Consider the following 26,416-nt stretch of genomic DNA (forward strand, 5'->3'; position numbering starts at 1 on the left):
CTCATCAAGCGAGCGACGGTAGGTGCATTGGAGCAGGGGCGGTGCTCAGATGCGGGGATACGGCATCGAGCAGGGGCAACGCGGCCGCACCCAGCGCCGCCGTCAGTTGGCCGGTTTGGCCGATGAGCACGCGTGGATGGGTCCGGCCGGGCCGAACCGCAATCGACACGGGCAGCGGGTCGAGTGCAGAGATCATCGCCTCAAGTATGCAATCGGGCAGCCCGCCGCCAAATATCACGGTCTCGGGGTCGAAGATGTTCTCGAGCATCGCTATAGCAGGCGCCAGGTGGTCCGCGGCCTCCACGATCCAATCGAGCAGCGCGGGTTCGCGCGCCTGATACAGGGCTTCGATCGCTTCTACGGTATCGATCCTATGACCGGCCGTTGCCATTCGCGCGCGCAGCGCGACTACAGATACGAAATTTTCTATAGCGCCATCGGGCCCATATAGTGCCGTCCGGTTGCGCGGGGTTATCGCCACGTGCCCGATTTCGCCCGCATTTCCAAACGTGCCGCGCAATGGGCGGCCGTCCTGAATGATACCGAGCCCAAGGCCTGCCCCAAAATAAAGATAACAGAAGTTGTCGATCCGTCGCCCTGCGCCGTAAAGCCGTTCACCCACCGCGGCGGCCGTCGCATCGTTGTCGAGACTGACTGGATACCCCGTCGCAAGGCCGATCATAGGAACCGGGTCGACGCCTTGCCATCCCGGAAGCATGCCCGGCCCGACCGAACTCATCGCCTCGACCTCAAACGGGCCAGGCATAACGACACCGATACCCAGAATGCGTCCGCCCCCGGCCAGTTCGGCGAGGGCGGCAACTTCATGAGCCACGCGCCCCGGGATAACTGCCGGACTGGTGTTCTGGAGCGGTATATGGGCCTGTGCCCTGACCCGGCCTGAAAGATCGAGTAGCACGCCCACCATATGGTCAGCGGCGATCTCTACCCCTGCGGTCATCGGTCCATCGGGGTTTATTGCAAACTGTATTGGTGGCTGGCCGCGGCCCGCCCGCAGGCGGCCCGTTTCGATCAACATGCCTTCATCGAGCAGCTCATCGACAATATTGGCCACGGCTTGTGCAGTAAGCTGGGCGTGGCGAGCAATTTCCGTACGGCCAAGATGGCCGTGTAGCCTTATCGCTTCCAGAACAACCCTGCGATTGTGCGCGCGGTTTCTACCGGGATTTGACCCAATGGCAAGCCGCTTGGACTGCGCGACCTGCCTCCTATTGCTGGTCATGGCCTCTCCCCGAATTCGCTGCCCCCATAAGACGTGGCGCAATATCATTGACCATCCACGCATCCATCCCAGAAGACTTCGACAAGGACAGTTGGTAAAAGCTAGGTCAGGCAATTCAATAACTCAAGTAGATTATTTTATTGACAACTTCTCTGTCCTCGTTTCACCTTGAGCTTTGGAATTGCGGGAATGTCTCGCGTTTCAACAAGGAGCGGACCCGATGCAGCGGGAGGGTATTGCAATAGCCGCATGCAAGGGCATCAAGGAGGTTTCAATGCGCAACCGTTTCACTTTGGCCGGCCTTGCTGCCGGTGTTTCCATGATGGCGATGGGTTCTGCCCAGGCTGTAGAAATCGAATACTGGCAATATGTGTTCGATAGCCGCGTGCAGGCGATGGACCAGCTCATCGCCAACTTCGAGGCAGCCAATCCCGGCATCACCGTCAGACACGTGACTTTTCCCTACGCCGACTACCAGACACGCGTAACCGCCGCCAAATTGGCGGGGCAGGGGCCTGACGTCGTGCAACTGTTCTATGGCTGGCTTGACAATTTTGTCGCGGGCGAACTGATCCAGCCCCTCAATCCCGACGTCTTCCCGCACGAAGAGATTGAGAGTGAGTTTTTCCCCATCGTCGGCGCCATGAAGCGAGGCGAGGACTATTACGGATTGCCGACAGCTGTCCGCTCTCTGGCTCTTTTCTATAACAAGCAACTTTTTGACGAAGCCGGTCTCGACCCCGATAACCCGCCCCAGACCCTCGAGGAACTGCTCGCCGCGGCTGAGGCGACCGTTAAGCGCGACGGCGCGGGCAATATCATCTCGGTTGGTCTTGCGATGGGGATGGCCGCGCAGGACCACCATTGGTGGCGTGAAGGCCTTATTCGCCAGTTCGGCGGTCAGGCCTATTCCGATGACGGGCGCACCGTGGCGTACAACGACGACGCAGGCCTCGCTGCAACGAGCTGGCAGGCCGACCTCTACAATACTCACGGCGTCACCCAGATCGGCTTCATGGATGAACCGCAGGCTGCCTTCCGGGCTGGTCTTGCAGCAATGTCGATTGATGGCACCTTCCGCCTCGGAGCGTTCAACGCCATTGAATCCTTTGAATGGGGGGTTACTGAACTGCCCGCCAACGCCGATGGCTATCGCTCCAACTATGCAAGCTATTTTGCAAATGCCATCGGAGCGAGCGCTTCTGGTGACGAGCTTGAAGCCGCCGAAAAATTCCTGGCCTACATTTCTTCCGAAGAGGCCATGGAAGTGTGGCTGGACATCGTGGGCGAGTTGCCGGCGCGCCAGTCTGCGGCGCTTACAGAAGAAAACCTTTCCCATCCGGTCTATGCGCCCTTCCTAAAGGGGCTCGAATACGCTCATACCACTGTCTTTGTGGATGAAGCGGCTCAGCGGCAGGTCGCCATCGACATGGAAGCCCGGATGTCCATTCAAGGGCAGGACCCTGCGGATGCGCTTGCCGAAGCTGCGGCAGCCGAGCAGGCCATTCTCGACAACTTCTACAGCCGCTAGGACTCGACGCGGTCGACCGGCGCCCGGGTAAGGGCGCCGGCCCCTCAATGGCTCGGCAAGGGGTGTTGCCTTTGTCTTTCGAGCTTCGTCGGGGTGTAGGGAAAAGGGGAGAAGCAATGTCCTTTGGAAATGAGGCTGGCCCGGCCGGTGCTGTCGGTATCTGGGATCGCATTACCATCGGGCAGAAGCGCGTGATCTGGGCTTGGGCCTTTCTCGCCGTGCCGATCGTTTTTTATGTCGGCATTCGCTTTTATCCGACATTCCAAGCCTTCTGGCTCTCTTTCACCAATTGGGACCTTCTGCGCCCGGCCCGTTTCATAGGGCTAGCCAATTACCAGAGGATGTGGGGCGATCCCCAATTCTGGCAGGTCTTTCGCAACACCTTCGCCTATCTCATCATAGGCACCCCAATCAGCCTCGTGGTCTCGTTCGTTATTGCCTATTATCTCGACCGCGTCCGTTTCATGCATGGTTTTATCCGCGCGCTCTATTTTCTGCCTTTCTTGACCACAGCCGCGGCAATGGCATGGGTGTGGCGGTGGTTCTATCAGCCTGTTCCCATAGGCATCATCAACAGTTTTCTGGCCAATTTCGGTTTGCCGTCCCAGCCGTTCCTGCGCTCCACAGAACAGGCGCTCCCAGCAATTATGGTCACCGCCATCTGGGCAGGGCTCGGTTTTCAAATCATCATATTCATGGCCGGCTTGAGGGCGATCCCACAGACCTTTTACGAAGCGGCCCGTATTGACGGTCTGGGCGAGTGGGCCATTCTGCGCAAGATCACCCTGCCGCTTCTCAAGCCCACCACTGTCTTCCTCGTCGTCTTCTCCTCGATCGGTTTCCTGCGGATATTCGATCAGGTCTACAACATGACGACCAACGATCCAGGCGGTCCGCTCAATTCGACCAAACCGCTGGTTCTCCTGATCTACCAGACCGCATTTTCTTCCTATGACATGGGATACGCCGCAGCTCAAACCGTCGTGCTGTTCACGATCCTGCTCGTTGTCTCCTTGTTGCAACTTTGGGTGTTGAGGAATCGCTGATGGCCGCCTTGATGACTCGCCCCGGCAGTCCCGAACTCGCAGCAAACCGCAGAAATATCCGTCCCGGTCGCGTGATGGTGTGGACGCTCTTGTTCATCGGTGGCGTGATAATGGTCACGCCGCTGCTTTACATGTTCTCGACCTCGCTCAAGTCGGCAGGACAAGTCTACGATCTGCGGCTCATTCCGGCCGCACCCACGCTCGACAACTATATCAAGGTGCTGTCAGACGGGCGCTTCCTTCGCTGGTTTTTCAACTCCACCCTGATTGCGCTCTGCGTCACGCTTTCGAACGTATTTTTCGACAGCCTCGTGGGCTACACGCTCGCCAAGTTCGATTTCCGCGGTCGATATCTCGTCTTCATCGCTATTCTTTCGACACTCATGATCCCGACCGAGATGCTGGTCATCCCCTGGTATCTGATGAGCGCGCAGTTCGGCTGGATTGATACGTATTGGGGCATCATGTTCCCCGGTATGATGACCGCCTTCGGCACCTTCCTCATGAAACAGTTCTTTGAATCGGTGCCCAACGACTTTCTTGAAGCCGCGCGTGTGGACGGTCTGAATGAATTCACCATCTGGTGGCGCATCGCCATGCCGATGGTCGTGCCGGCGATTTCAGCTCTTGCCATCTTTACGTTCCTTGGCAACTGGACGGCATTTTTCTGGCCCCTTATCGTCACCAACAGTCGTGAGCTTTATACGCTGCCCGTTGGCCTTTCGAGCTTTGCCGTCGAACAGTCGATCCAATGGGAAATGATCATGACCGGCGCTGCCCTCGCGACAATTCCAACTCTTCTGGTGTTTCTCGTGCTGCAACGCTTCATCGTGCGTGGCGTGATGCTGGCCGGTCTCAAGGGATAGGCGATGATGACAGACCCAAGACTATCGGACACAAGCGTTTTCCCCGACCCGGTCTACACGGAAACGGTGTTACGCCCACTATTCGAAGGGGCCAAGGCTCACCACGTCGAAGGATTTCGCGCCATCGATCGCGCCCATCTCGTGATGTTGGCGGAAACCGGGATTCTCGACGCGGGGCAGGCCTCCGCCCTTGCCTCGGCATTGGTGGACATCGATGCAGAGGTCGACGTCCCGTCTCTTACCTACACCGGGGAGGTCGAGGACTTTTTCTTTCTGATCGAACGCGAACTGCGCAAGCGCCTTGGTCCGGATCTCGCAGGCCGTCTGCATACGGCCCGTTCACGCAACGATATCGACCACACCCTGTTCAAAATCGGGCTGAAAGAGCGGATTGATGTTCTCATCGGTAAGGCCATGGCGCTGCATACCGCGCTCATCGACGCTGCCGAGCGGGAAAAGGACACGCTGATCGTTGCTTATACCCACGGACAGCCAGCTCAGCCCTCAACCTTCGGGCACTATCTTTCCGCCGTAATCGAAGTGCTCGCTCGCGACATCGAACGCCTCTTTGAAGCTCGAGCGGTTGTGGATCTCTCCCCGATGGGCGCCGCTGCGATCACGACGTCGGGGTTTCCTATAGATCGCGAGCTTGTCGCCCGGCTGCTGGGCTTTTCCGCCCCCCTCCAGAATTCATACAGTTGTATTGCAGCGGTGGACTACATAACGGCCACCTATGGCGCGATCGAGTTGATGTTTCTCCATATCGGGCGCCCGATTCAGGACTTTCAGTACTGGACGGCATTCGAGGTCGGCCAACTCTATGTGCCGAATGCGCTGGTGCAGATCTCGTCCATCATGCCGCAGAAGCGCAATCCCGTGCCGATCGAGCATCTTCGACATCTCGCGAGCCAGACCATGGCGCGCGCGCGCGCAATGCTCGATGTGATGCACAATACCCCGTTTACGGACATGAACGACAGCGAGGGCGAAACCCAGGCGATGGGGTACCAGGCGTTCGATTGCGCCTATCGTGTACTCGATCTGTTAAGTTCGGTCATCTCACAGGTGCGGGTCGATTCAACGCGTGTAGCGGGCACAATCCGCCGCTCCTGCATAACCATTACCGAACTTGCAGATAGCCTTGTGCGCCAGGAAGGACTGTCTTTCCGCGAAGGCCACGAAATTGCCGCGACCGTCGCACGCGCCGTGGTCTCGATTGACGGCGATCTTCTGATCGATGGCTACGGTCCTTTCATAGAGGCTTTCGAAAGGCTGACCGGACGCCACACCGCGATAGGACCGGAGCGCTTTGCCGAGCTTGTTTCGCCGGAGAATTTTGTTGCCGTGCGTGCACGATATGGCGGTCCTGCTGCCGGTCCTTTGGGAGAGGCCATCGCTGGCTACCGCGAAAAGGCCGAGTTCTTTTCCGAGATGGCCGCTGGCCATGCGCGGCGAACAGCCGCCGCCGCCGCCGAACTCGATACACGTTTCAACGCCTTGATAGGGGAAGCCTGATGGCCAGGATCGAACTCGAAAGGTTGGTCAAACGCTACGGTGCTACCACGGCTGTGCATGGCATCGATCTGATGGTGGAAGATGGAGAGTTCGTTGTCCTGGTGGGTCCTTCGGGCTGTGGAAAATCGACCACGCTGCGGATGATCGCCGGGCTGGAGGATATTTCGGACGGCGTGTTGCGTATCGGCGGCGAGGTGGTCAACCAGCGCGAGCCCAAGCAGCGCAACATCGCCATGGTCTTCCAGAACTACGCCATCTACCCGCATATGACCGTGGGGCAAAACATTGGATTTGGTCTCTACACATCCAAGCTTTCCAAGCCGGAAAAGCAGGCCCGCATCCTTGATGCGGCTAAAGTTCTCGGCCTCGAAGACCTTCTCGAACGCCGCCCTGCAGCCCTGTCGGGCGGACAGCGCCAGCGTGTTGCCATTGGACGCGCCATGGTCCGGGATCCCGTCGCTTTTCTTTTCGATGAGCCACTTTCCAACCTCGATGCACAGTTGCGCGCGGCCATGCGTATCGAGATCAAACGCCTTCATCAGCGTCTGGGCACCACGATCGTCTATGTAACGCACGACCAGATCGAGGCGATGACCATGGCAGACAAGATCGTTGTGATGCGGGACGGACGAATCCTTCAGGTAGGATCGCCTACCGAACTCTACGAGCATCCGGTAGACATCTTTACAGCACGCTTTATCGGCAGTCCCTCGATGAATCTCATCGAGGCGAATGCTGCCGGAGCGGAGATCGCGGTTGCCGGCCAGTCACTGCAAGGTTTCAAGGCCGAACACTCAGGACCTGTCCAGATCGGTGTCCGGCCACACGATCTGGTGGTTGGCGAGGCCGGCGGAGGCGGCCTTTCGGTTACCGGAAGCGTGACTGCGGTCGAACCGTTGGGGTCCGAAACTCTCGTTCATCTCGATATTGCAGGTGCGCAGATCATCGCCACCGCTCCGGGGCGCGTCGTACCCAAGGTGGGCTCCCAGATTGCCGCGCACGCCGAACCGGGAGCGCTCTATGTGTTTGACGCAGCCAATGAGAGAGCGCTCGGCCGCCTATGAGGACAACAGAAAAATCAGCAGTGCTCAGCCTGGGTCGCATCTATTGCGATTTGGTATTCACGGGCCTTGCCGATATGCCACATCTGGGGCGGGAGATCTTTGCTCGTGATATGGTGCCCACGCTTGGCGGGGGCGCCCTGATCACAGCCGCCCATTGTGCCATGCTTGGGCGTCCTGCGGCGTTGGTTGCACGCTACGGCACCGATCCCCTGTCTATGGCCCTCGAGGCGCATTTGGACCAACCGGGCTTGCATCGTGAATATGTGGAGCGTAGCGCGCAAGCAGGCCCGCAAGTGACCGTGGTCATGACTGCCGGAGAAGAGCGGGCCTTTTTGTCGCGCCGAGCCGGGCATGCGCTGCCTGATAGCCTGGACAAAGCACTGGCATGGGCCCGCGCATCGCATCTGCACATCGCAGAATATGCAACGCTACATGAACGCCCTAACCTTGTCGCCTTGGCGCGCCAGCATGGACTGTCGATTTCGCTCGATCCCAGTTGGGATGACGAATTGATCCACGATCCAGATTTCTTTCAACGCACAGCTGGAATCGATCTTTTCTTGCCCAATCTGGAAGAAGCTGCGGCTTTGACAGGGCATCAGGATCCAATGGGGGCTCTTGCTGCTCTCGCGCAGCATTTCCCTTCGGTGGCACTCAAACTCGGCGCGCGCGGGGCCATCGTTACGCTGGACGGCGCAATTTATGCTCAGGACGCTCCCACTGTCCCGGTCATCGACACGACCGGCGCAGGAGACGCTTTCAACGCTGGCTTCATCGACGCCTGGCTGGACGGAAAAACGCCCAATGACGCTCTTGCAGCCGCCATCGAATGCGGGTCGCGCTCGGTGCAGCACCCCGGTGGACTTGGGGGTCCGACCGGCCGGCTACTGGAGCCAACCCGACGGGCAGGGTAGGTAATCGCTCGCAATATATGTTGCCCAGGGTCTAGGTCTCCGCCGTTGTGTCGGAGCAAGGTGATGCCTCGGGATTTCAAAAAGGTTTCGTGAAAATCAGTGAAGGCACCTGCCCACGGATATAGACTTTTAGTTCAACGCCATTATGTTGATGAAATTGTCGACGATTTGAGGGCTCTATGATCACACTGGCGGCGGTCGGCGACGTAGGAGCGAAACGACACGATCCCGACGGCATGTTCGCAGGAATCGCGGACGCCTTGAAAACCGCGGACATACGGTTCGGGCAGCTCGAGACCGTCGTCTCGGATCGAGGCGCGATGAGTCCGAATGCGCGGCTAGCGATGCGAACGTCGCTCGACTTTGCGCCTGCGCTTTCTCGCGCCGGTTTCAATGTCATGAGCTTTGCCGGAAACCATTGTCTCGACTGGGGCTATCAGGGGTTTGACGACACCCTGAGTGCCATGAGCAAGGAACACATAGCGATTTGTGGCGCAGGCGAGGACCTTTCGACCGCGCGGCGCCCTGCAATTCTCAAGGCAAATGGGGAAAGGGTCGCCATCCTTGCCTACAATTCGATTCTACCCGAGGGGTACGCGGCGACCTCCAATCGTCCTGGTTGTGCGCCGCTGCGTGCCCACACGGTTTACACACCCATCGAGCCGGACCAGCCGGGAACCAGGGCTCGGGTGATGAGCTTTTGCGATCCCGGAGACCTCGCTGCGATGAAAGCCGATATCGAAAAGGCCCGCAATGCGGCAGAATACGTAGTGGTATCAATGCACTGGGGCATACATATGACTGAGGCCGTGCTAGCCGATTACCAGCGCGAAGCCGCTCATGCTGCCATCGACTGCGGCGCCGCAGCCGTGATCGGACACCACGCCCATATTCTCAAGGGTGTGGAGTTCTTTCGCGGAGCGCCGATCTTTTACAGTCTCGGCAATTTTGCAATCGAGCAGCCCCAAGTGTGGGATCCGGCGATCGTTGAGACTGAGAGTTTCAGGCATTTGGCGAGCCTCAATCCAGGGTTCGATCCGACCCGGATTTACATGCTGCCGCAAGAAACGCGGTTTACCGGCATTGTGAGACTCCAGATGGCCCAGGGTGCGGTGTCGCGCACCGAGTTCCTTCCTGCCTTCATCGGAGACGATAGTGTGCCTCAGATGGTCGGTCGAACTGACACGAAATTTGATGACATCCTCGCCTATCTGCGGCGTATCAATCAGGCCGAGGGCATCGAAACGCACATTGTCCCTGAAGGGGATGCAATCGTACTTTCCCCATGTTCCGACCGATCGTGATTATCGCATGGCTGTGTAAGTCGACGTAATTGTCGACAAAATGATGGACTAAAACTTCATTCTCCGCTTTGATGCAGCACATGGCGAGTGAGGAGGATGACTTGGCTGATATTTCGCGACCGGCGCCCAGAACCTTTGTTCCACCGAGAAACAATCTGCATGAATTCAGCGCGGATGTGGTGGAAGGTTTCGACGACGCACATGCGGCGTTCAAGGACTTGCGCGGCCGGTGCCCCGTCGCCCATAGCGCTGACTTCGAGGGCTTCTGGGTCCTGACGAAATATGATGACGTTGTCCGTGCCCTCGCTGATTACGAGAATTTCTCGACCGCCCACCAGAACGTCGTGCCGCGGGTAGCGACTTCAGGGCGCCGGCCCCCTTTGCATCTCGATCCGCCCGAACACACGCCGTATCGGCGGGCAATCACGCCGCTGTTCTATCCGGAACGCATGGCATTTTGGGAGCCAGTGGTTCGCAAGATCATCGCCGATCTTCTCACGCCACTGGTTGCGCGTGGTGAGGCAGACATCTGTGTGGACTTTTCCTATCGGTTGCCGATTTTCGTTCTGGCAGAGTTCTTTCATATTCCTGCAGAACAAGCCGAGAAAATCCGGAATATCGGGGCGGACTTCAATCGTGCGTTGCAAGTGCGCGATATGGCGGCACTCGAGCAGACAAGCTTGTTTCTCTACGATGTCGCTCGCGAGATCATCGCCCTGCGTAAGATAAGCCCGCTCGATCCCGGCGTCGACCCGACGAGCGCGATGCTCGCCGCGCGAGACGATGAAGGTAGGCCGCTGCCCGATGATATGATCCTGGGCACCATTCGGCAGTTGCTGGTTGTAGGCATTATCGCGCCAACGACATTTACCGGATCGATGGCCATTCACTTGGCGCGTCACCCGGAACATTTCGCGATGCTTAAGGCCAATCCAGCGCTGATCCCGGATGCGCTCGAAGAATTGCTACGGCTCTATACACCCTATCGCGGCTTTGCGCGCACGGCCAAACGAGACATGGAAATCGGTGGGCGGCAAATCAGGAAGGACGAGCCCATTGCGCTGGCCTTCACGTCTGCAAACCGCGATGCCGATGCCTTCGAGGACCCCGACACCTTCAGGCTCGATCGTCCGGGCGAGAAGAAGCACATGGCATTCGGACGCGGACCGCACCAGTGCGCCGGCGCGCCGCTTGCGCGCCTTATGCTGCGCGTCACACTGGAGGAACTGATCTCGAGAACCGGTGGTTGGAAGATTGTCGGGCCGGTACCGATGACTACATGGCCCGAATACGGTCCGTTGAGTGTACCTGTGCGGTTCCTTGGAGACGATGAGCGCTAACGGAAATGCTCTTCTGCCAACCGCAGTACGTGCTGGTTTCCTGCCCGGACATGCGCGCGCATGGCGGCTTCGGCAGCGTCTGGCTTGCCGGCAAGAATGCAACTGGTGATGACCTGATGGTCGCGGTTGGAACTTGCCATCGAGTCATTGGAAAAGCTGCGCGGAAGTTGCAGGCGGTAAAGCGGCAGTCGGACCCGTGACAAGGACTCTTCGACGTGACGGTTGCCAGCGATGCGGCAGATCGTGGCGTGGTATTCGAAATTCTCGGTGTTGTACCGGTCGACATCATTTGCCGCTTCCGCATCGTCAAGACGACCCTGATGGGCACGGAGAAGATCGCGCTGGTCGGGTCCTAGTTCCATTTCGGCGGCGAGGCGAGCCGATAGCCCTTCAAGCACCTCCCGGACCCTTCCCATGTCGAGGATTTCCCCGCGCGTGAAGCGACGGACATAAACGCCGCGATTGGCAATGAATTCAAGGTAACCCTCTCCGACGAGGGTTTTGAAGACCTCTCGAATTCGGCCGCGACCAACAGAAAATTCCTCGGCAAGGTCGACCTCGATCAGCCTCTGACCGGGCGCATAGCCTCCCCGGTGAATGCGCGTTTTGATGCCTTGGGCGATGGCCATTGCCGAGACCGGCTCTGATGTCGTGGTGGCGCTCATTGTGGACCCTTTACCCCTGCAGGACTGCTTTCGGAGTGCGCAACAAATTAGGGAGAGCAGGAGCGGAATGTCAAACCGAACTCCGAATAGCCGACAATTTTGTTGACTTATTAGTTCATTTTCATAACTATCTCAGCCAGGCATAGCCTATGGGAGGAACCAAATGAACAAGCCAATTACCGGACCGGTCCGACGAGCCGCCTTTGCCCTGCTCTGCGGCGTGGCATTGACTCTTGCGCCGGTCATGCCAGCGTGGGCGCAGTCGGACGATCTCATCGTCGCGCTTTCGACCTTTTCTGAAGAAACGATGACGCCTTGGGGCGGCAGCGGACAACGCAAGACCTATCTCGACGTCGTCTATGAATATCTCACCTATATGGATCCGGAAACGCTCGAAACGGTCCCAGGACTCGCTGAATCCTGGGAGATGAGCCCCGACGGCACGACATGGACGTTCAATCTGCGCCGGGGCGTTCAATTCTCCGGTGGCTATGGCGAGATGACGTCCGAAGATGTTGCCTATTCGATCGCTCGCCTAATTCGCGAGGATTCGCGCGCTGGACCGGCATCGCCGATGCGCCGAGCCATTGCCTCGGTCGAAACGCCCGACGCTTATACGGTCGTCGTCAATCTTAACTTCCCGGATTTCGAGCTGGCGCAGGGCTATTTCGGTGCCGGTCAGCAGCTTGGCGTCGTTTCCAAGAAGCATTTTGACACGCTGGGTGAAGCAGATGCCGAGCCGACCCCGATCGGCACCGGCGCCTATGAGCTGGGCAGCATCACGCCGGGCTCGGAAATCGTCATGACGTTGCGTGACGACGTTGCCGACCATTGGCGCGTTTCGCCCGAATTCGAGAACATCGTGTTCAAGGTCGTTCCGGAAGAATCGACCCGTGTGGCCATGCTGCGAACGGGCGAGGCCGATATTGCTCCGATCGGGTTTGACTCGATCCCGACGGTCCGCGATGCAGGCCTCGATATCGTGTCCGCCCAGGCGACCTGGTCTCCCGTGGTGCGCTTTGGCGGGCTGATCCAGACAGCCGAGAACCGCTACAATCCGGATAATCCGTGGGCGATCCGTGAGGTTCGCCAGGCGCTCAATTATGCCGTGGACAAGCAGACCATTATCGACGAGCTCTTCCAGGGTGAGGGTACTGTTGCTTCCGCTGATACCCCGGTCCCTGCCTGGTTGGACGTTGAGCCCTATCCCTATGATCCGGACCGTGCTCGTGAGCTGCTGGCAGAGACTGGATATCCCGATGGCTTCGATATCACGATCCGGACATTCACCACTGCGCCGGGTGCGGAACTGCCGCTGATGGCGGAGGCTGTCGCGCTTTACTGGCAGGATATCGGGGTCAATGCTTCCATCGAACCTGTGGATTGGCCATCGCTCCGTACCGAGTGGACCGAAGGCCGGGCCAACAATTATGTCTGGACCCATCGTGGTTTCCCGTTCGCCAGCGCAGCGAATGGCCTCGAAGCGGGGTTCATGGCGGCAAGCCTTTTTGCCAGCTTCACCTCACCCGAACTTGAGGCGATGATCCAGAGCTTTTCGGACGAAGGTGATCTGGATGCTCGCAGCCAGAAGTTCACCGAAATCGGGCAGTATCTGCGCGACGAAGCGGCGGCGGTGTTCATCGCCCTGGCCAATGAACCTTATGGGGTGAGCACCAAGGTTGATCAGTGGAAGATCACCACAGCCTATGTGTGGAACTTCGATCAGGTCAGCCGCGCCGACTAGTCTCCCTTGGCCCGGCGTCGCCCTCTCGGGACGATGCCGGGCCAGTTTGATTTCTGGATCGACACCGGACGACCATGCTCAAGATCATCGCCACACGCGTCATCGAAGCGTTCATCGCTCTGCTCCTGATGAGCATCGTGATCTTCTTGTTGAGCCGCCTCACTGGGGATCCGATTGCTCTGCTGTTGGGCGATGGTGCGACTGACGCGGACAAGATCGCGATGGCGCAGGAGCTCGGCCTCGATCGGCCGTTGCCGGTGCAGTATCTCAATTTCCTCGGCAATGCCCTCACGGGCGATTTCGGTCAGTCGGTAACGGCGGGCAAACAGCCTGCGCTTGATCTTGTGCTCTCAAGGCTTCCAGCCTCGCTCAGCCTTGCGGGGGTCGCGCTGATTTTCACGCTCATTATCGGCATCGTTTTCGGAGTACTGGCCTCTGTCACCCGCAATTCGCCAATCGACGTCGCAGCTCGTCTGATTGCGCTGGTAGGTCAGTCGGTCCCTAGCTTCTGGCTTGGCATCGTTCTGATGTACATCTTTGCGGTCCAACTGCGACTTTTGCCGACGTCCGGATACGGGCGGCCCGAGCATTATATCCTGCCGGCAGCGACCCTCGGGCTGTTCACACTTGCCGCTATTACGCGCTTGGTACGGTCCTCGATGCTTGAGGCGCTGGGGAGCGAATACATAAAGCTGGCGCGAGTCAAAGGACTTTCCGAAAGCATCGTCATCTGGAAGCACGCGCTGGCCAATAGCCTTATTCCCGTCATAACCTTCATGGGTACGTTTTTTGCTGTCATGATCACCGGTGCGGTGATTGTCGAGACAGTGTTTTCCTGGCCAGGCATAGGACGGTTGGCCTATGAATCGATCCTGTCGCGCGATTTTCCTGTCGTGCAGACAGTCGTGCTGGTCATCACCTCGCTATTCATCATCGCCAACCTCCTGGTCGACATTCTCTACATCGTCGTCGACCCGCGCATGAGGAGCCGAGGCTGATGCCCGATACGGCGATGGCACTCACGTCAAATGCGGGACGTTTCCGCGCCTTCTGGCGTCAACTCGACTGGCCCCTTCGGGTTGCGCTCGCGATGCTCGTCATATTTGTCTTCGTAGCCATATTTGGCCCCTGGATTTCGCCATATGACCCGCTGCAAGGCTCGCTGAGGGCGCGGCTGGCGCCGCCGGTCTGGCAGGAAGGCGGAAGCTGGGCGCATATTTTCGGCACCGACCGGCTTGGTCGCGATATTCTCTCGCGTATCATTGCGGGCGCGCGGATTTCGCTGACCGTCTGCGTTATTGTAATCGCGCTTGCCGGCGCGGTCGGCACTGCTGTCGGGACGGCCGCTGGCTATTTCGGCGGGTGGACCGACCGAATCCTGATGCGCCTTGTCGATCTTGCCTTGTCGTTCCCGGTTATCCTGCTGGCTCTGTTGCTTGGTGCGATTTCGGGTCCGAGTTTCACCAATATCATCATCGTCATTTCGCTGGTGCTGTGGAGTCAATATGCCCGTATGGCGCGCGGCGAGACGCTCAAGATCCGCAATGAGGATTATGTCGATCTGGCGCGGACTTCCGGGCTATCGGATTTCAGGATTATCTGGCGGCATATCCTGCCCAATATTGCGCCTTCGCTAATCGTTATCGCGACATTGCAGGTCGGTATCGTTATCGTACTCGAAGCCTCGCTGAGCTTCCTCGGTGTTGGCGTACCACCTCCTGCACCCTCCTGGGGATCGATGGTGGCCGATGGGCGGTCCTACATCACCTCGGCATGGTGGCTTTGCATGGTGCCGGGTCTGGCGATCCTGTTCACGGTGATGGCCGTGAACCTTGTTGGCGACGCGCTTGCCGACCGTATCAATCCGGCGCTCAGGGGGCGCAATATATGATGACCCTTGAGACCGAGACACCCTTGCTGGAAATGCGTGAGGTCAGCGTGCGGCTGGGCCGCGGCGCGCAGGCGCCGGCTCTGATCGAGAATATTGATCTGAAAATTTTTCCGGGTGAGACCGTGGGGCTTGTCGGTGAGAGCGGATCGGGCAAGACAACACTGGGCATGGCACTGATGCGGCTGTTGCCGCCTCTGCTCGATCAGGGGCTTTCGGGCGAAATCTTCTATGATGGTGAGGACATCGCAAATCTCCGGGCCGGCGAACTTGCGCGCCTCAGGGGTGGTGAGATTTCGATGATTCTTCAGGACCCGATGGCCTCCCTCAATCCGATTTTTTCCATCGGTAACCAGCTGAAGGAAGGCCTGCGCCTGAACGCAACCGCCAAGGGGAACCTGGAGGCGCGTGCCATTCAGGCGCTCGAGAGCGTAAGGATCCCTTCGCCGAAAACCCGCCTGGCCAACCATCCGCACCAGATGAGCGGCGGAATGCGGCAGCGCGTTGTGGGGGCGATATCGCTGACACGGTCGCCGCGGCTGTTGATTGCCGACGAGCCGACGACATCGCTCGATGTAACGATTCAATACCAGTTCCTTGAACTACTCAAGGATCTCCAAAAGCGCATGCGTATGGCTATGTTGTTCATCACCCATGATTTTGGCGTCGTCGCCAAGATGTGCGACCGCGTGGCGGTGATGTACGCCGGCCAGATTGTCGAGGAAGGACCGGTGCGGGATATCTTTAACCGACCCGCGCACTGGTATACGCGGGCGTTGCTCGAAAGCGTGCCGACCGTCGATCATGCACCAGAGCGATTGCCGACGATCCCCGGATCGCCGCCGACAATAACCGGCCGCCCCCGGGGGTGCCGGTTCCATCCACGCTGTGCCAACGCGCAGTCAAAGTGCTTGGAGCCGCCGGTGGATGTTGAAGTCGGCGCTAAACACCACGCGAAATGCTGGTTTCCGCTTCGGGCGCAGCGGGGTGCGGCATGAGCGAGGCCATCCTGTCAGCGACCGGGCTCGGGCGCGTTTTCAAGATCCAACACAAGGGCAGAAAACAGGACCTTCATGCCGTAACTGACCTTGATCTCGAGCTCCATACCGGGCGCACCCTGGGGGTGGTGGGAGAATCCGGGTGCGGCAAGACGACGCTCAATCGGATATTGTTGCTGCTCGACACACCCACAACCGGTGAGGTCTGGTTTAAGGGCAAGGCCTGCACGACGCTTTCGGGCGAGGCGAGGCGTGAGTTTCGGCGTGCCGTGCAACCTGTATTCCAGAATCCGTTTTCCTCTCTCGATCCACGCATGAGGGTCGGCAAGATTATCGCCGAGCCGCTTTCGACGATTACAGGGATGAGCAGGTCCGATATCGAGAAACGCGTTGGCGAAGTGCTGGAAGCTGTCGGCTTGCAGGCGGCCGATGCCCGGCGGTTCCCCAATGAATTCTCAGGCGGTCAGCGTCAACGTATCGCCATTGCGCGGGCGATTGCATCCAAGCCTGAAGTGCTGATGCTTGATGAGCCGGTCTCCTCGCAGGACATCTCGATCCGGGCGCAAATTCTAAATATCCTCAAGGACCTTCAGGCCGAATACGGGCTGGGTTGCGTGTTTATTTCTCACGACCTAGCAACCGTTCGGTTCATGGCCGACGACGTTATCGTCATGTATCTGGGACGGGTGATCGAAAAAGGGACGGCGCAGGCGATCTGCTCGACCCCGGCTCATCCCTATACCAAAGCACTGCTCGCTGCTGCGCTCCCGCCCGATCCCGACGCCCCCCGGCCCGAGTTGCCGCCACAGGGCGAAATCCCCAGCCCGCTCGATCCGCCGTCGGGCTGCCCATACCATACACGCTGCCCTCTGAAATTCGACCGCTGTGAAACCGTGCGGCCGCCGATGTTTGCGGCCCCCCATGGTGGCGCTGCGGCGTGTCATCTGCTTGATCCGGAAATCGCTCAATGAGCATTGATTTCGTTGCCGTCGGTGATGTCGCACCGGATCGCGAGGTCCCGGCGACCATATTTGAATTCGTCCGCCACCGGATCGGGCGGGCCGATCTCGGGTTCTGCCAGCTCGAGGTGAACCTCACGACGCGCGGCGTGCGCCTACCTCAGGCACGGCACACGATGCGCGGTGATCCAGCGATTGCCGATGCGCTGGTCGGTACGGGGCTTGAAGTGGTGTCGTTTGCCGGCAATCATTGCATGGATTGGGGGCCGGAGGGCTTGTTCGACACCATCGACAACCTCACGCGTGCCGGGGCCATCCAGATCGGGACAGGCAAGGATATCGCGGCGGCACGACAACCAGCCTATGTGACGCGCAACGGTGTGACTGTTGGCTTTGTCTCGGTCAACTCGATCCTGCCCATGAACTATTGGGCAGAGGAAAACAGGGCTGGCTGCGCGCCGCTGCGGGCTCATACGATTTACGAGCAGATCGAGCACGACCAGCCTGGTACCCCGGCGCGGGTTCACACTTACAGTTTCCGGGACGACCTCGATGCGTTGCTGGCGACGATCCGGCAAGTACGAGATAACGCCGATGTAGTCATCCTCTCGCATCACGCCGGCATCCATTTCGTGCCCGCCGTGATCCCCCACTACCAACGCGAGGTTGCCCATGCCGCGATTGATGCGGGCGCCGATCTTGTGCTCGGGCACCACGCGCATATCCTCAAGGGGATCGAAATCTACAAGGGTAAAACGATCGCCTACAGTCTCGCCAACTTTGCCATCGATCTGCGGATGGATGAGGCACATGCCAAGTCCAAGGGGTTCAGGGAAATCCAGAAGCTCAATCCGGACTGGGTGCCCGATCTTTCGAGCCGGTACAATTTCCCTCCGGGCGCGGAAATGAGCGTGATGCTGGAAGCAAAGCTTGGGCGCGACGGGGTAAGCGATGTGCGGTTTGTGCCGATCATGATTGGGCGCGATGCGGACCCCAAGATCGTTGCGCCTGAGCATTCCGATTTCGAGCGCATCCGCGCCTATTTGCAGGATGTTTCCGACAGGGCCGGTCTTGGCAGCACGATATCTGCAGAGGGCGAAGTGTTGCGCGTTTCGCCAGGCGAATGATGCTGACACAGGGCATACTCGAAGCCTATTGCGCGATCGATCGCGCCCGGATTGACGATGTGGTGCTGCGGGCAGCGAAACTCGCTCTGGCAGACGGGCTGGCGGTGATGGTAGCGGCAACCGGGCTCGAGCCAGCGACACAACGCTTCACCGATTATGCTTTATCTTCAGGCCACGGTCCTTCGTCGCTGATTGGTATGCCGCGAAAGGTTTCGGCTGTCCATGCCGCGCTGGCCAATGGCGCACTCGCTCATGCCATCGATTTCGAAGATACCTTCGAAGAAGGCATGATCCATCCCAACGCTTCTCTGATTCCGGCGGTACTGGCGCTGGCGGAAAGCGAGGGGATCGATGAACGGTCCACCCTATTCGCATTGGCGCTTGGCTGCGATTTCTCATGTAGGTTGTCGCTGGCGATTGACGGCGATCCAGCACAATTGGGCTGGTACCATCCCCCGATCCTCTCGGGTCTCGGTGCAACATTGGGTTGCTCGGTCTTGCTGCGCCTGGATGCCGTGGCGACCAACGATGCTCTTGGGCTGTTTGCTGCCCAGTTCATGCTGACCGACGAACTCAAGCGCAGCCCCAACTCTGATCTGCGCGCGGTTCGCGAGGGGTTCGCAGCGCGGGCCGCCGTTGAAGCCGCTCTCCTTGCAAGAGCAGGTGTCAGAGGCGTTGAAAAACCACTCGAAGGCCAGAGCGGTGTATTTCGGATTCTGACAGGAAAGCCGCCGCTGCGGCAGGCGTTTGAAGGCATCGGCTCACGCTATTGGGGGCCGGAAGTGGGTATCAAGCGCTGGCCTGCGTGTCGCGGCACCCACAGTGCGATCCTACTGGCGCAACGCCTGAAAACGAAACAGATTCCGGCAAGTGAAATTGCTCGGATCGGCGTCAAGTTATCCCCGCCTAACGATATGCTGTTCACACCGCGCACCCAGCGAATTGCCCCGTCAACCCCGATAGATGCGAAGTTCTCAATACCTTTTGTCTTGGCGGTCACGCTTCAGGACGGTGCTATTTCCCTTTCGAGTTTTTCCCAGGAGCGGCTGACGGATCCGGCGATTCTTGCCTTGACCAGCCGGGTTCATCTGGACGAAACGGCGGCGGCCGGGGGGCATGAGGCGGAGTATCGTGTTCAATTGAATGACGGATCGATTGTAGCCGAAATCATTGCCGATTTACCGGTGTGGCGCGCGCGCGATATCGATTTGTACGATCTGGCGGGGAAGGTTGGAGAGTGTTTCGGTGCGGGGACAGGTCTGGTGGACGCGGCGACATTCCTCTCAAGAATGAATGAATTCGGTGACGCAGGACCTGTGCGTCTCTCCTCTCTACTCTGGGACCACTCACTTTAAGGGCACAGCCTGATTTCGGCAGCCACCTGACCCAGGTGGGTTCCGACATCGGTTTGGCTCCCAAAGCCAGGAGCGGGGCAGGAGCCGATCGGTCGGCGTGCTAAAGAATGCTTTCGATTCTCAACGGCCAACACAAAAAGTGTTTGATCACACCGTGGCGCTGCAACCCCAGTGCGTCGATTGGTCGTTTCACCCGTCTCGTCTGTTGAAACGGGCCTTATGAAGGCCTGAATGGATATAACGGCCTGTGGACACCGCTTGCGCAGCGGGGCCGAAGCGAACCTTTCGCCAAACTCGACACCGCCATGCCACACCTGTTCTGGAGGTCCTGCCGACCGGATCATCATTATGGTGCGGCGATTTCGCCGCTATCCTCAGCGTATGTGGACCAGTTCGCCACTTAGCCCCGTTTCGAATTCAACGCTGAAGGTCGGCGTGGTCCATCGACCGTCGACCGCAATCCATTCCCTAGTTGTGCTGGTCAAGGGTTGCTCAACAGTGCTCGAATCATGAAGGCGAACATGCCCAGCAGGAGACCCGCAAAGCCCGCGGCGATCCAGGCCAGCAGCGTCGTGCGCGAGATAAACTCGGCGGTCCGACCTACGGCATCTGGTGTGGGCAGAGGCTGGAAGAGTTGCTTGTCATGGGCCAGACGCTCGAGATTGGCCTGAGCCAGTATGGCCTGGACATCGTCCCAGTCACTGTTAAGGGCTTCAACCAAACGGTCCGCTTCGGTGACGAATATCTCCTCAAGGCGCGATTCGTTGACCAGTTCGCGCCCCTCGGAAATCAGGGCCAGGCGGTGTGCAATGCGCTCGCGCTCGACGCCCAATACCAAGGCCCGCTGTTCGTATTCCAATTTGGCTTGGATCAGCGACTCGCGGAAATCGACGCCGGCATTCTCCACCGACATGCTCACGAGGCGATCCACGAGCTCCGGACCGAACTGCTGGACAATAGTAGCGGGAATGGAGGCCATGCCTTCGCCGCTCGAAACATCGGACAACCGGCGGTCGGCGCCGCGTACCAGCAAGGTATCGGACGTCGAAAGGGCGCGATCGAGAATCGCGGCATTCTCGTTTGCGAGCCGAATCTGGCGGCCCAGTTCCTCAAGCTGGAATTGGTATGAGGCTTGCGTGAGTTCCGGCGAGCGGTTGATGCCGAGTGCAGTCAGGGGTTCGAGGACATGGGTAAGCGAGAACCGTTCCAGATTGTGCAGATCGCGCTCGATGTCGTAAAGCGTGCGGTCGGTGAGTGGCGAGCTCAAGGAGTGGGAGCCGGAAATACTGCGCGCGAGGTCTATGCGCGCATAGAGCGTTTCAAATGCCGTCTTGAGGGCATCGAAAGCGGCCGGATAGTCCAGTTCCGTCAGTAGGTCGGACGAAATCAGGTTTGTCCGGGCGCCCGGCACGGGAAGGTCGAGCACGCCCAGTTGGTTGATGAAGATATCGGCCCAGACATCGGGGATAGATGTAACCACCATGCGTCCGACCGCAGGAGGGATGTTATGGCGTGCCGGCAGGTTAAACTGGACGACTGCCCCAGTCGCAAGGGACGCACGGAGAGAGTTGGCAAACTCCTCCTCGATTTGCTGGCGCTCGGCAAAAGTCAGATTTGTCTGGCCGAGGCGGCTGCGGTAGCGCTCGATGACGCCTTCATAGGTCTCGGATGTTGGTGTCACACTGATCGCGGCAGCAAAGTCGCGGTAACTCAGCCCGTAATCGTCAAGTTCCGCTCGGGCGTAAACACGTTGTAAGATGGCTGGCGAGCGCAGATCGTTCGGTGAAAATGTCAACCCGTTGGGATAGGTGCCCGCACTGCCAAGGTTCAATGCGATATTCTGGCGAAAGATCGTTGCGCCAGGCGTAGACAAATATATTGCCAATGAAACCAGAATGGCTGCCGAAAGGGCTACGGTGGCACCAACTATACCGTAAACGCGAGTGCGCCAAATCCCGCGCACAAGATCACCGATACTGATTTCATCGTCCCGTGCAACAGGAGTGTGGGTGGTGGTGTTTGACCGATTCAATTTACGTTTTCCAATGTAAAATAACTAAAATTGTGAGTTTTAAATTATAATTATATATACGAGTCAAGATAGTTTGTGGACAGCAGGATTGTGATTGAAAAGTGGTCGGCCAGCAATCTATGTCATTGCGTATGAGTTTAGAGGTCAGGTAAGAAGTCTGGACAATCATTAAATAAGAAAAACAGATAAATATATTGTCAGGTGGCTGTCGATCGCCGTCGACAGTCGCTCGGATTACTCCTTGTTCAGGCGCTACCGCGCCCCGGTGCCAAATAGAACCGTGCGGACAGTCCGGAAAAGAATTTGCAGGTCCAGGTCGAATGAAAGGTGCTTGATATAATAAAGATCGTAGGCGAGTTTCGTTCTCGCCTCGGCGGGGGTGCTGGTGGCGCCATTGTTGACCTGCGCCCATCCCGTGATGCCCGGCAGCACCAGCGTCCGATAATCCCATTCGGGGATTTCCTTGCGATACCAACGCACAAGATCGGCAGCTTCGGGGCGGGGCCCGATCAAGGTCATATCGCCCTTGAGAATGTTGTAGAGTTGAGGAAGCTCATCGAGGCGCGCGCGCCGTATGAAACGGCAGCCCGGGATGATGCGTTTGTCGGCCACCACGGTGGCGCCGCCCCGCGTACCGCGGTACATCGTCCGGAACTTGTAGAGCCGGAAAACGCGCCCCCCCAAGCCGTAACGATGCTGCACGAACAGAACCTGTCCGCCATCGCGCAAGGAGATATAGGCGGCTGTAAATAAGGCGAGGGGTATAGTGATGGGGAGAGTTAAAACGACGATGAGAAGATCGAGGAGCCGTTTGGCCCGGGCATAGAGACGTTGGCTGGGCGAGTATTGAAGATGACTCAGGTCGAAGGACGACACGTCCACCCTGCCCATGTGAATCTCGAGAAAGCGCGTCCAGGGCAGGATTTCGACGCCCGATAGATAGCATCGGGATAAAAGGTGGGCCCATTCGCCCGAAGGATGCTGATTTGGATCGACGAGGATGGTATCGAACCGGGTCACATCCTCCTCGGGGCTCCCGATCATGGCGACCGTTCCATTGAAAAGCGCCACCACCGTGGGCGCGCCGGCAAAGCCGATCACACCAACCCGATCCCTGATTGCCCTGTGAAAGCCGATATTGGCGAACGCCATCGCAACGGTCGAAACCGGCAGTGCGGCAGCCAGGGCGCCATAGCTCATGGGAATACGAAACGCTGAAAGCACCGTGACGGCAAAGCTGAAGAAGACCAGGACCACGGCCAGGGCGGAAACGATCGGGGCTTCGTTGCGCCGGAAGGCAGTCAGGATGAACGCGCTGAGTACGGGAACGCCGGTAAGCGCGGCAATGGTCGGAACAAGGCTGAAAAAGTCAGCGCGACCGGTGCGGAGAAAGATCGCTGAGTAAATGAGCGTCTGGCCCAGGGCCGCAATGAGCACGGGAATTGCAAACGCGCGTATGTCGCGCCAATAGCGATGGTGCCGGGTTTGCGCGCCAAGCATCCCCAGATGCGCAAAATACGCTCCCGTGCGACGATCCTTGGGTTGCTTCAAGACTTTGTCCATGCACCTGCCGTCCGAAAAATAGATCGCTGCCGGGGGACATGCCATTCCGATGTGCCCCTTTTGGCGGCGTCTTGTCAATGCCGCGGTTAAAGTTTCATTGCTCCGATCATCGTCGCGTTGACCTTGCGGACGTCGAATCGCTCCTCGACCAGGGCGCGGCTGCGTGCGCCCATCGACGCAACGAGCTCTGGCGCGGCGACGAACCGACGCATGGCATCGGCCAACGCTGCCGAGTCGCGCGGGGGCACGAGGAAGCCGTTGCTGCCCTCGATAACGGTCTCGCGGCACCCGGGCGCATCGGTGGTGATGACGGGGCGTCCCATGGCCATCGCCTCCTGGATGGAGCGTGGCACGCCCTCGCGGTAATAGGAAGGCAGGACGAAAACGCTAGCCTGGGCCAGCCAGGGCTTTACCGGCACATGGCCGGGCCATTCGAGAATCCCTTCGGCAACCCAGGCCTCGACGTCGGCCCGCGCGATGCCATGAGGGTTGGAATCGAGCCCGCCCAGAAGCACGAAGCGCGCTTCGGGCGCCTCCCGCTTGATCGCCCGCGCCGCCTCGACAAACTGGAAAATCCCCTTCTCGGCCAGAAGCCGCGCGGCGAGCATGAAGGTCATGGGCGCGACGACCGGCGGCGCGACCGCCCAATCGGCAAGATCCACCCCCGTGCCGTTGACGCGCACGATCCGGTCGCGGGGGGCCAGCCCCATGCGCACGAAATCCTCCACATCGTCCGGATTCTGCATGAAGACGGTCTGGCAGTGCGTCAGCGCCAGCCGGTAAAGCGATTTTGCGGCTCTATGGATCGCCCGCTGCTTGAACGATGATCCCTCCTCGGCAAAGGCATAGCCCAACCCGGCAATCAGCGCATGGCGCCGGGGCACGCCCGCTGCCCTCGCCGCCAGGGTGCCATAGATGACCGGCTTGATGGCAAAGCCGAGCACGCAATCGAGCCTCAGGCCCCGCAACACCCCCACCAGCCGCACGGCATCGGCACCGTCGCGCAGGGGATTGAGCCCGGTACGCGAGAGCGAGAAATCGACCGCCTCGACCCCCAGTGCGGCAAATTTCCGCCGCGTCTCGTCATCGAAATCCGGCGCCAGCGCAAAAACGGCATGTCCCCGCGCAACGATCTCGGCGAGCAGCGGCCCACGGAAATTGAGCAGCGAAAAGGCCTGGTTCCCGATGATGGCGAAGCGTTGGCCCATCAACCACCGAGCCCCAGGCGTTCGGCCAGTAATGCCCGCTCGGCCTCCGTGGGTTTCGCTGACGCGCGAACGCTGCCACGTCCGAAAAACAGCGGCTTGAGTCCCACGGCCTTGGCTGCATTGACGACGTTGTAAAGCCCCAGAGATCGCAACTTGTAGGAAAGGCTCCGCCCGAACTTGGCTGCCAGATAGGAGGGCGGGACGGCGCCCTTGTTGCTTTCGCCCGCAAGCGCTTCCGGCACTGGCGTGACAGGAATGGCGAGGGCGTCGCAAAGCTGGCGCACATAGGCATCGGGATCGGTCTTGAGCACGTCCAGATCCAGTTCGACGATCCGGGCCTCGGGCAGCGCCTCGCGCCAAACCTCCAGCCGCTCTTCATAACGGCTGGCTGTGAGGATCTGGGGAAACTCCGTCACAGCCTCTTCAAGAGGTTTGCGCGTATATCCATAGCGTCGCAGATGCATGTAATGCGACCAACTGCGTGCCACGGGGTCGCGCCGCGCCACGATCAGCGGCACTTCCCCGAGATCGTTGCGCACGCGGCTTGGCGCATCGGGCGAATGGAACAGGCTCGGAGCCACCTCGACGGCAATCCTGTGCCGGGCCGCGTCCCAGTGCCGGAAATGATGGCGGTACCAGTCCAGACCACGATCGTGGTAGCGGTCGAAATAGAAGGTTTCCTTCACCTCGAGCGGCAGGCACACATCCCCCCGCGCCTCCAGATAATCGTGCATCCAGGTGGTCCCGGCCTTCATGGGGCCGATGACGAGGGCCGTGGGGAGAGTCATCGAGCAATTTTCCTGCGCAGTCGCGTATAGGCGGGGACAGCCAGAATTACCAAAATGAATACAAACTTGGACCGATGCCGAAGCGCGGTGCCGAAATTGCTTGTACCCATGGAAAAGGCAACGATCAGGCCTGCCAGGATCAAAAAGACCATCAAGGCGGCCTTGTTACGTTTGATCAGATCGAAATTCGCGGCGACGGCGAAGGTGAGCGCCATGAAGATCAAGCCGTCGGCAAGGCCGATAAAATGGGCAGCTTGGCGAACGTCCCATGGAAAGGGCGAAAAGAGGAAGTAGGCCACCCGTAGCGGCACAAGATAGACCAGTTCCAACCCGTTGCTCGCCACAAGCCAAACGGGATAGCTCGCATCCCCCCTGGCGCGCACCCCGAGCACTTGAAGGTAACGCTCCGGGCCAAGCAGTTGGGTCGGGCGACCCAGCTTGGGGATGGATGGATCGACTAGGAACAGGAGCAGCAGTCCGATTACGGCAGCCATGACAATTGCAAACGACCGCAAAGGCACTCGACCTTTGACCAATCCTGCCGCCAGTCCGGTTCCGGCCGACAAAACAATCAAGGCAACCAGCGAGAGCAGCCCAACTATTATCCCGCCGTGAAACGCCGCGCCCATACCGAAGGCAACGACGGAGCCGGCGAGATGGCGGAGCTTGCCCGAGTTGACCCAGCGAGCGACAAACAGCAGCGCCAGCAATACGAAGAAGGTGATATAGGCTTCACGCATCGTCAGCGCCGCATACATTACCGGTATGGGAAATATGGCTACAATCCATGCCGGTCGCGAAGCGTACTCACGCCCCCATAATTCTGAGGCGAGCTTCCATACGAGATAGACGTTCAAAGTGCCGACCAGCACAGAGAACGCCTGCAGCATAAGAGGGCTGCGATCCGTAAAGGCGTAGGGGATGGCCAAGAAGAGGCTGTAGATGTAAGATGTACTATACCTGAAATCAGTGATGGTACCCCAGATATCCTGAGAGAACTCCCAAGCGGTTCGCTCGAATCCCACCGCATCGGCCAAGCCGCCAGGAAGGGGCAATACGTAATAGTGTATAAGTGCGGCGGAGGTTCTGAGGGTCAGGGCCGTCAGGAGAATAAGCGTGAAGCGCTGCCTACGAGCTACTAGCGCCGAGACCATCAACAAATTAAGGAGAAGCGCGCCAGCGCCAAGAACGTCAGCCATTTTGGGCGAACCCCTTGCAGTGTCGTGTTTCGGCTGGAGTTCGTTGCATGGATCCTAAGGCTTCAAA

22 protein-coding genes are annotated in these 26,416 nt (G+C 59.0%); 15 read left to right on the forward strand and 7 right to left on the reverse strand.

Going from position 1 to position 26,416, the window contains the following annotated elements; all coding sequences use genetic code 11:
- Nucleotides 1-4: 4 nt before the first annotated feature.
- The gene (locus I2G20_RS10545; RefSeq protein WP_196259658.1) at nt 5-1,243 is read right to left on the reverse strand and encodes an ROK family transcriptional regulator; all 1,239 of its coding nucleotides are present in this window, start codon (nt 1,241-1,243) and stop codon (nt 5-7) included.
- 274 nt (nt 1,244-1,517) lie between these two features.
- On the opposite strand from I2G20_RS10545, the gene I2G20_RS10550 reads away from it, so the two are divergent.
- The 8 genes from I2G20_RS10550 (at nt 1,518) to I2G20_RS10585 (ending at nt 10,823) form a co-directional block, all read left to right on the forward strand.
- On the forward strand, nt 1,518-2,774 hold the full coding sequence (locus I2G20_RS10550) for an extracellular solute-binding protein (protein WP_196259659.1): 1,257 nt from the start codon (nt 1,518-1,520) through the stop codon (nt 2,772-2,774).
- Nucleotides 2,775-2,890: 116 nt separating this feature from the next.
- Nucleotides 2,891-3,820 (forward strand): carbohydrate ABC transporter permease, encoded by a 930-nt coding sequence (locus tag I2G20_RS10555; RefSeq protein ID WP_196259660.1) that lies wholly within the window; start codon nt 2,891-2,893, stop codon nt 3,818-3,820.
- A complete protein-coding gene (locus I2G20_RS10560; protein WP_246473008.1) occupies nt 3,820-4,686 on the forward strand; it encodes a carbohydrate ABC transporter permease in 867 nt (288 codons plus the stop codon). The genes I2G20_RS10555 and I2G20_RS10560 overlap by 1 nt, the downstream gene beginning before the upstream one ends.
- Nucleotides 4,687-4,689: 3 nt before the next feature.
- The gene (argH, locus tag I2G20_RS10565) at nt 4,690-6,201 is read left to right on the forward strand and encodes an argininosuccinate lyase (protein ID WP_425502636.1); all 1,512 of its coding nucleotides are present in this window, start codon (nt 4,690-4,692) and stop codon (nt 6,199-6,201) included.
- Nucleotides 6,201-7,265, forward strand: a complete 1,065-nt coding sequence (locus I2G20_RS10570) for an ABC transporter ATP-binding protein (RefSeq protein WP_196259661.1) — start codon at nt 6,201-6,203, stop codon at nt 7,263-7,265. The genes argH and I2G20_RS10570 overlap by 1 nt, the downstream gene beginning before the upstream one ends.
- Nucleotides 7,262-8,179, forward strand: coding sequence for a carbohydrate kinase family protein (locus tag I2G20_RS10575; RefSeq protein WP_196259662.1), 918 nt, complete (start codon nt 7,262-7,264; stop codon nt 8,177-8,179). Before I2G20_RS10570 ends, I2G20_RS10575 begins: the two co-directional genes overlap by 4 nt.
- Nucleotides 8,180-8,358: 179 nt before the next feature.
- Nucleotides 8,359-9,483 carry a CapA family protein gene (locus tag I2G20_RS10580; protein WP_196259663.1) on the forward strand — a complete coding sequence of 375 codons (1,125 nt, stop codon included), beginning with the start codon at nt 8,359-8,361 and terminating at the stop codon, nt 9,481-9,483.
- Between the two features lie 101 nt (nt 9,484-9,584).
- Nucleotides 9,585-10,823 (forward strand): cytochrome P450, encoded by a 1,239-nt coding sequence (locus I2G20_RS10585; protein ID WP_207747601.1) that lies wholly within the window; start codon nt 9,585-9,587, stop codon nt 10,821-10,823.
- On the opposite strand, the gene I2G20_RS10590 is transcribed toward I2G20_RS10585, so the two are convergent.
- Nucleotides 10,820-11,488: a GntR family transcriptional regulator gene (locus tag I2G20_RS10590; RefSeq protein WP_196259665.1), complete on the reverse strand. Its 669-nt coding sequence runs from the start codon at nt 11,486-11,488 to the stop codon at nt 10,820-10,822. The genes I2G20_RS10585 and I2G20_RS10590 overlap by 4 nt on opposite strands.
- 163 nt (nt 11,489-11,651) lie before the next feature.
- On the opposite strand from I2G20_RS10590, the gene I2G20_RS10595 reads away from it, so the two are divergent.
- From I2G20_RS10595 to I2G20_RS10625, 7 genes are all read left to right on the forward strand, one after another.
- On the forward strand, nt 11,652-13,232 hold the full coding sequence (locus I2G20_RS10595; protein WP_196259666.1) for an ABC transporter substrate-binding protein: 1,581 nt from the start codon (nt 11,652-11,654) through the stop codon (nt 13,230-13,232).
- 74 nt (nt 13,233-13,306) lie between these two features.
- Nucleotides 13,307-14,230, forward strand: coding sequence for an ABC transporter permease (locus tag I2G20_RS10600; protein WP_196259667.1), 924 nt, complete (start codon nt 13,307-13,309; stop codon nt 14,228-14,230).
- Nucleotides 14,230-15,123, forward strand: coding sequence for an ABC transporter permease (locus I2G20_RS10605; protein WP_207747602.1), 894 nt, complete (start codon nt 14,230-14,232; stop codon nt 15,121-15,123). Before I2G20_RS10600 ends, I2G20_RS10605 begins: the two co-directional genes overlap by 1 nt.
- A 32-nt stretch (nt 15,124-15,155) precedes the next feature.
- Complete coding sequence (locus tag I2G20_RS10610) at nt 15,156-16,118, forward strand: ABC transporter ATP-binding protein (protein WP_246473034.1); 963 nt, start codon at nt 15,156-15,158, stop codon at nt 16,116-16,118.
- The gene (locus I2G20_RS10615; protein ID WP_196259669.1) at nt 16,115-17,089 is read left to right on the forward strand and encodes an ABC transporter ATP-binding protein; all 975 of its coding nucleotides are present in this window, start codon (nt 16,115-16,117) and stop codon (nt 17,087-17,089) included. Before I2G20_RS10610 ends, I2G20_RS10615 begins: the two co-directional genes overlap by 4 nt.
- The gene (locus tag I2G20_RS10620) at nt 17,086-18,204 is read left to right on the forward strand and encodes a CapA family protein (protein WP_196259670.1); all 1,119 of its coding nucleotides are present in this window, start codon (nt 17,086-17,088) and stop codon (nt 18,202-18,204) included. The genes I2G20_RS10615 and I2G20_RS10620 overlap by 4 nt, the downstream gene beginning before the upstream one ends.
- On the forward strand, nt 18,204-19,559 hold the full coding sequence (locus tag I2G20_RS10625; protein ID WP_281389676.1) for an MmgE/PrpD family protein: 1,356 nt from the start codon (nt 18,204-18,206) through the stop codon (nt 19,557-19,559). Before I2G20_RS10620 ends, I2G20_RS10625 begins: the two co-directional genes overlap by 1 nt.
- Before the next feature lie 481 nt (nt 19,560-20,040).
- Here I2G20_RS10625 and I2G20_RS10630 read toward each other — a convergent pair whose 3' ends face one another.
- The 5 genes from I2G20_RS10630 to I2G20_RS10650 form a co-directional block, all read right to left on the reverse strand.
- Nucleotides 20,041-21,390 carry a hypothetical protein gene (locus I2G20_RS10630; RefSeq protein WP_196259672.1) on the reverse strand — a complete coding sequence of 450 codons (1,350 nt, stop codon included), beginning with the start codon at nt 21,388-21,390 and terminating at the stop codon, nt 20,041-20,043.
- 453 nt (nt 21,391-21,843) lie between these two features.
- A complete protein-coding gene (locus I2G20_RS10635; protein WP_196259673.1) occupies nt 21,844-23,142 on the reverse strand; it encodes a sugar transferase in 1,299 nt (432 codons plus the stop codon).
- A gap of 98 nt (nt 23,143-23,240) precedes the next feature.
- Nucleotides 23,241-24,362, reverse strand: a complete 1,122-nt coding sequence (locus I2G20_RS10640; RefSeq protein ID WP_196259674.1) for a glycosyltransferase family 4 protein — start codon at nt 24,360-24,362, stop codon at nt 23,241-23,243.
- Nucleotides 24,362-25,150 (reverse strand): sulfotransferase family protein, encoded by a 789-nt coding sequence (locus I2G20_RS10645; protein ID WP_196259675.1) that lies wholly within the window; start codon nt 25,148-25,150, stop codon nt 24,362-24,364. Before I2G20_RS10645 ends, I2G20_RS10640 begins: the two co-directional genes overlap by 1 nt.
- Nucleotides 25,147-26,349 (reverse strand): ArnT family glycosyltransferase, encoded by a 1,203-nt coding sequence (locus I2G20_RS10650; RefSeq protein ID WP_196259676.1) that lies wholly within the window; start codon nt 26,347-26,349, stop codon nt 25,147-25,149. The genes I2G20_RS10645 and I2G20_RS10650 overlap by 4 nt, the downstream gene beginning before the upstream one ends.
- Between the last annotated feature and the right edge of the window lie 67 nt (nt 26,350-26,416).

It is taken from the genome of Pelagibacterium limicola (assembly GCF_015694405.1).
Taxonomy (GTDB): Bacteria; Pseudomonadota; Alphaproteobacteria; order Rhizobiales; family Devosiaceae; genus Pelagibacterium; species Pelagibacterium limicola.

Bases quoted from the DNA above. Each gene is read 5' to 3' on its own strand.
- I2G20_RS10545 (WP_196259658.1), bottom strand. From the start codon at position 1,243: ATGACCAGCAATAGGAGGCAGGTCGCGCAGTCCAAGCGGCTTGCCATT.
- I2G20_RS10550 (WP_196259659.1), top strand. From the start codon at position 1,518: ATGCGCAACCGTTTCACTTTGGCCGGCCTTGCTGCCGGTGTTTCCATG.
- I2G20_RS10555 (WP_196259660.1), top strand. From the start codon at position 2,891: ATGTCCTTTGGAAATGAGGCTGGCCCGGCCGGTGCTGTCGGTATCTGG.
- I2G20_RS10560 (WP_246473008.1), top strand. From the start codon at position 3,820: ATGGCCGCCTTGATGACTCGCCCCGGCAGTCCCGAACTCGCAGCAAAC.
- argH (WP_425502636.1), top strand. From the start codon at position 4,690: ATGATGACAGACCCAAGACTATCGGACACAAGCGTTTTCCCCGACCCG.
- I2G20_RS10570 (WP_196259661.1), top strand. From the start codon at position 6,201: ATGGCCAGGATCGAACTCGAAAGGTTGGTCAAACGCTACGGTGCTACC.
- I2G20_RS10575 (WP_196259662.1), top strand. From the start codon at position 7,262: ATGAGGACAACAGAAAAATCAGCAGTGCTCAGCCTGGGTCGCATCTAT.
- I2G20_RS10580 (WP_196259663.1), top strand. From the start codon at position 8,359: ATGATCACACTGGCGGCGGTCGGCGACGTAGGAGCGAAACGACACGAT.
- I2G20_RS10590 (WP_196259665.1), bottom strand. From the start codon at position 11,488: ATGAGCGCCACCACGACATCAGAGCCGGTCTCGGCAATGGCCATCGCC.
- I2G20_RS10595 (WP_196259666.1), top strand. From the start codon at position 11,652: ATGAACAAGCCAATTACCGGACCGGTCCGACGAGCCGCCTTTGCCCTG.
- I2G20_RS10600 (WP_196259667.1), top strand. From the start codon at position 13,307: ATGCTCAAGATCATCGCCACACGCGTCATCGAAGCGTTCATCGCTCTG.
- I2G20_RS10605 (WP_207747602.1), top strand. From the start codon at position 14,230: ATGCCCGATACGGCGATGGCACTCACGTCAAATGCGGGACGTTTCCGC.
- I2G20_RS10610 (WP_246473034.1), top strand. From the start codon at position 15,156: ATGCGTGAGGTCAGCGTGCGGCTGGGCCGCGGCGCGCAGGCGCCGGCT.
- I2G20_RS10615 (WP_196259669.1), top strand. From the start codon at position 16,115: ATGAGCGAGGCCATCCTGTCAGCGACCGGGCTCGGGCGCGTTTTCAAG.
- I2G20_RS10620 (WP_196259670.1), top strand. From the start codon at position 17,086: ATGAGCATTGATTTCGTTGCCGTCGGTGATGTCGCACCGGATCGCGAG.
- I2G20_RS10625 (WP_281389676.1), top strand. From the start codon at position 18,204: ATGCTGACACAGGGCATACTCGAAGCCTATTGCGCGATCGATCGCGCC.
- I2G20_RS10640 (WP_196259674.1), bottom strand. From the start codon at position 24,362: ATGGGCCAACGCTTCGCCATCATCGGGAACCAGGCCTTTTCGCTGCTC.
- I2G20_RS10645 (WP_196259675.1), bottom strand. From the start codon at position 25,150: ATGACTCTCCCCACGGCCCTCGTCATCGGCCCCATGAAGGCCGGGACC.
- I2G20_RS10650 (WP_196259676.1), bottom strand. From the start codon at position 26,349: ATGGCTGACGTTCTTGGCGCTGGCGCGCTTCTCCTTAATTTGTTGATG.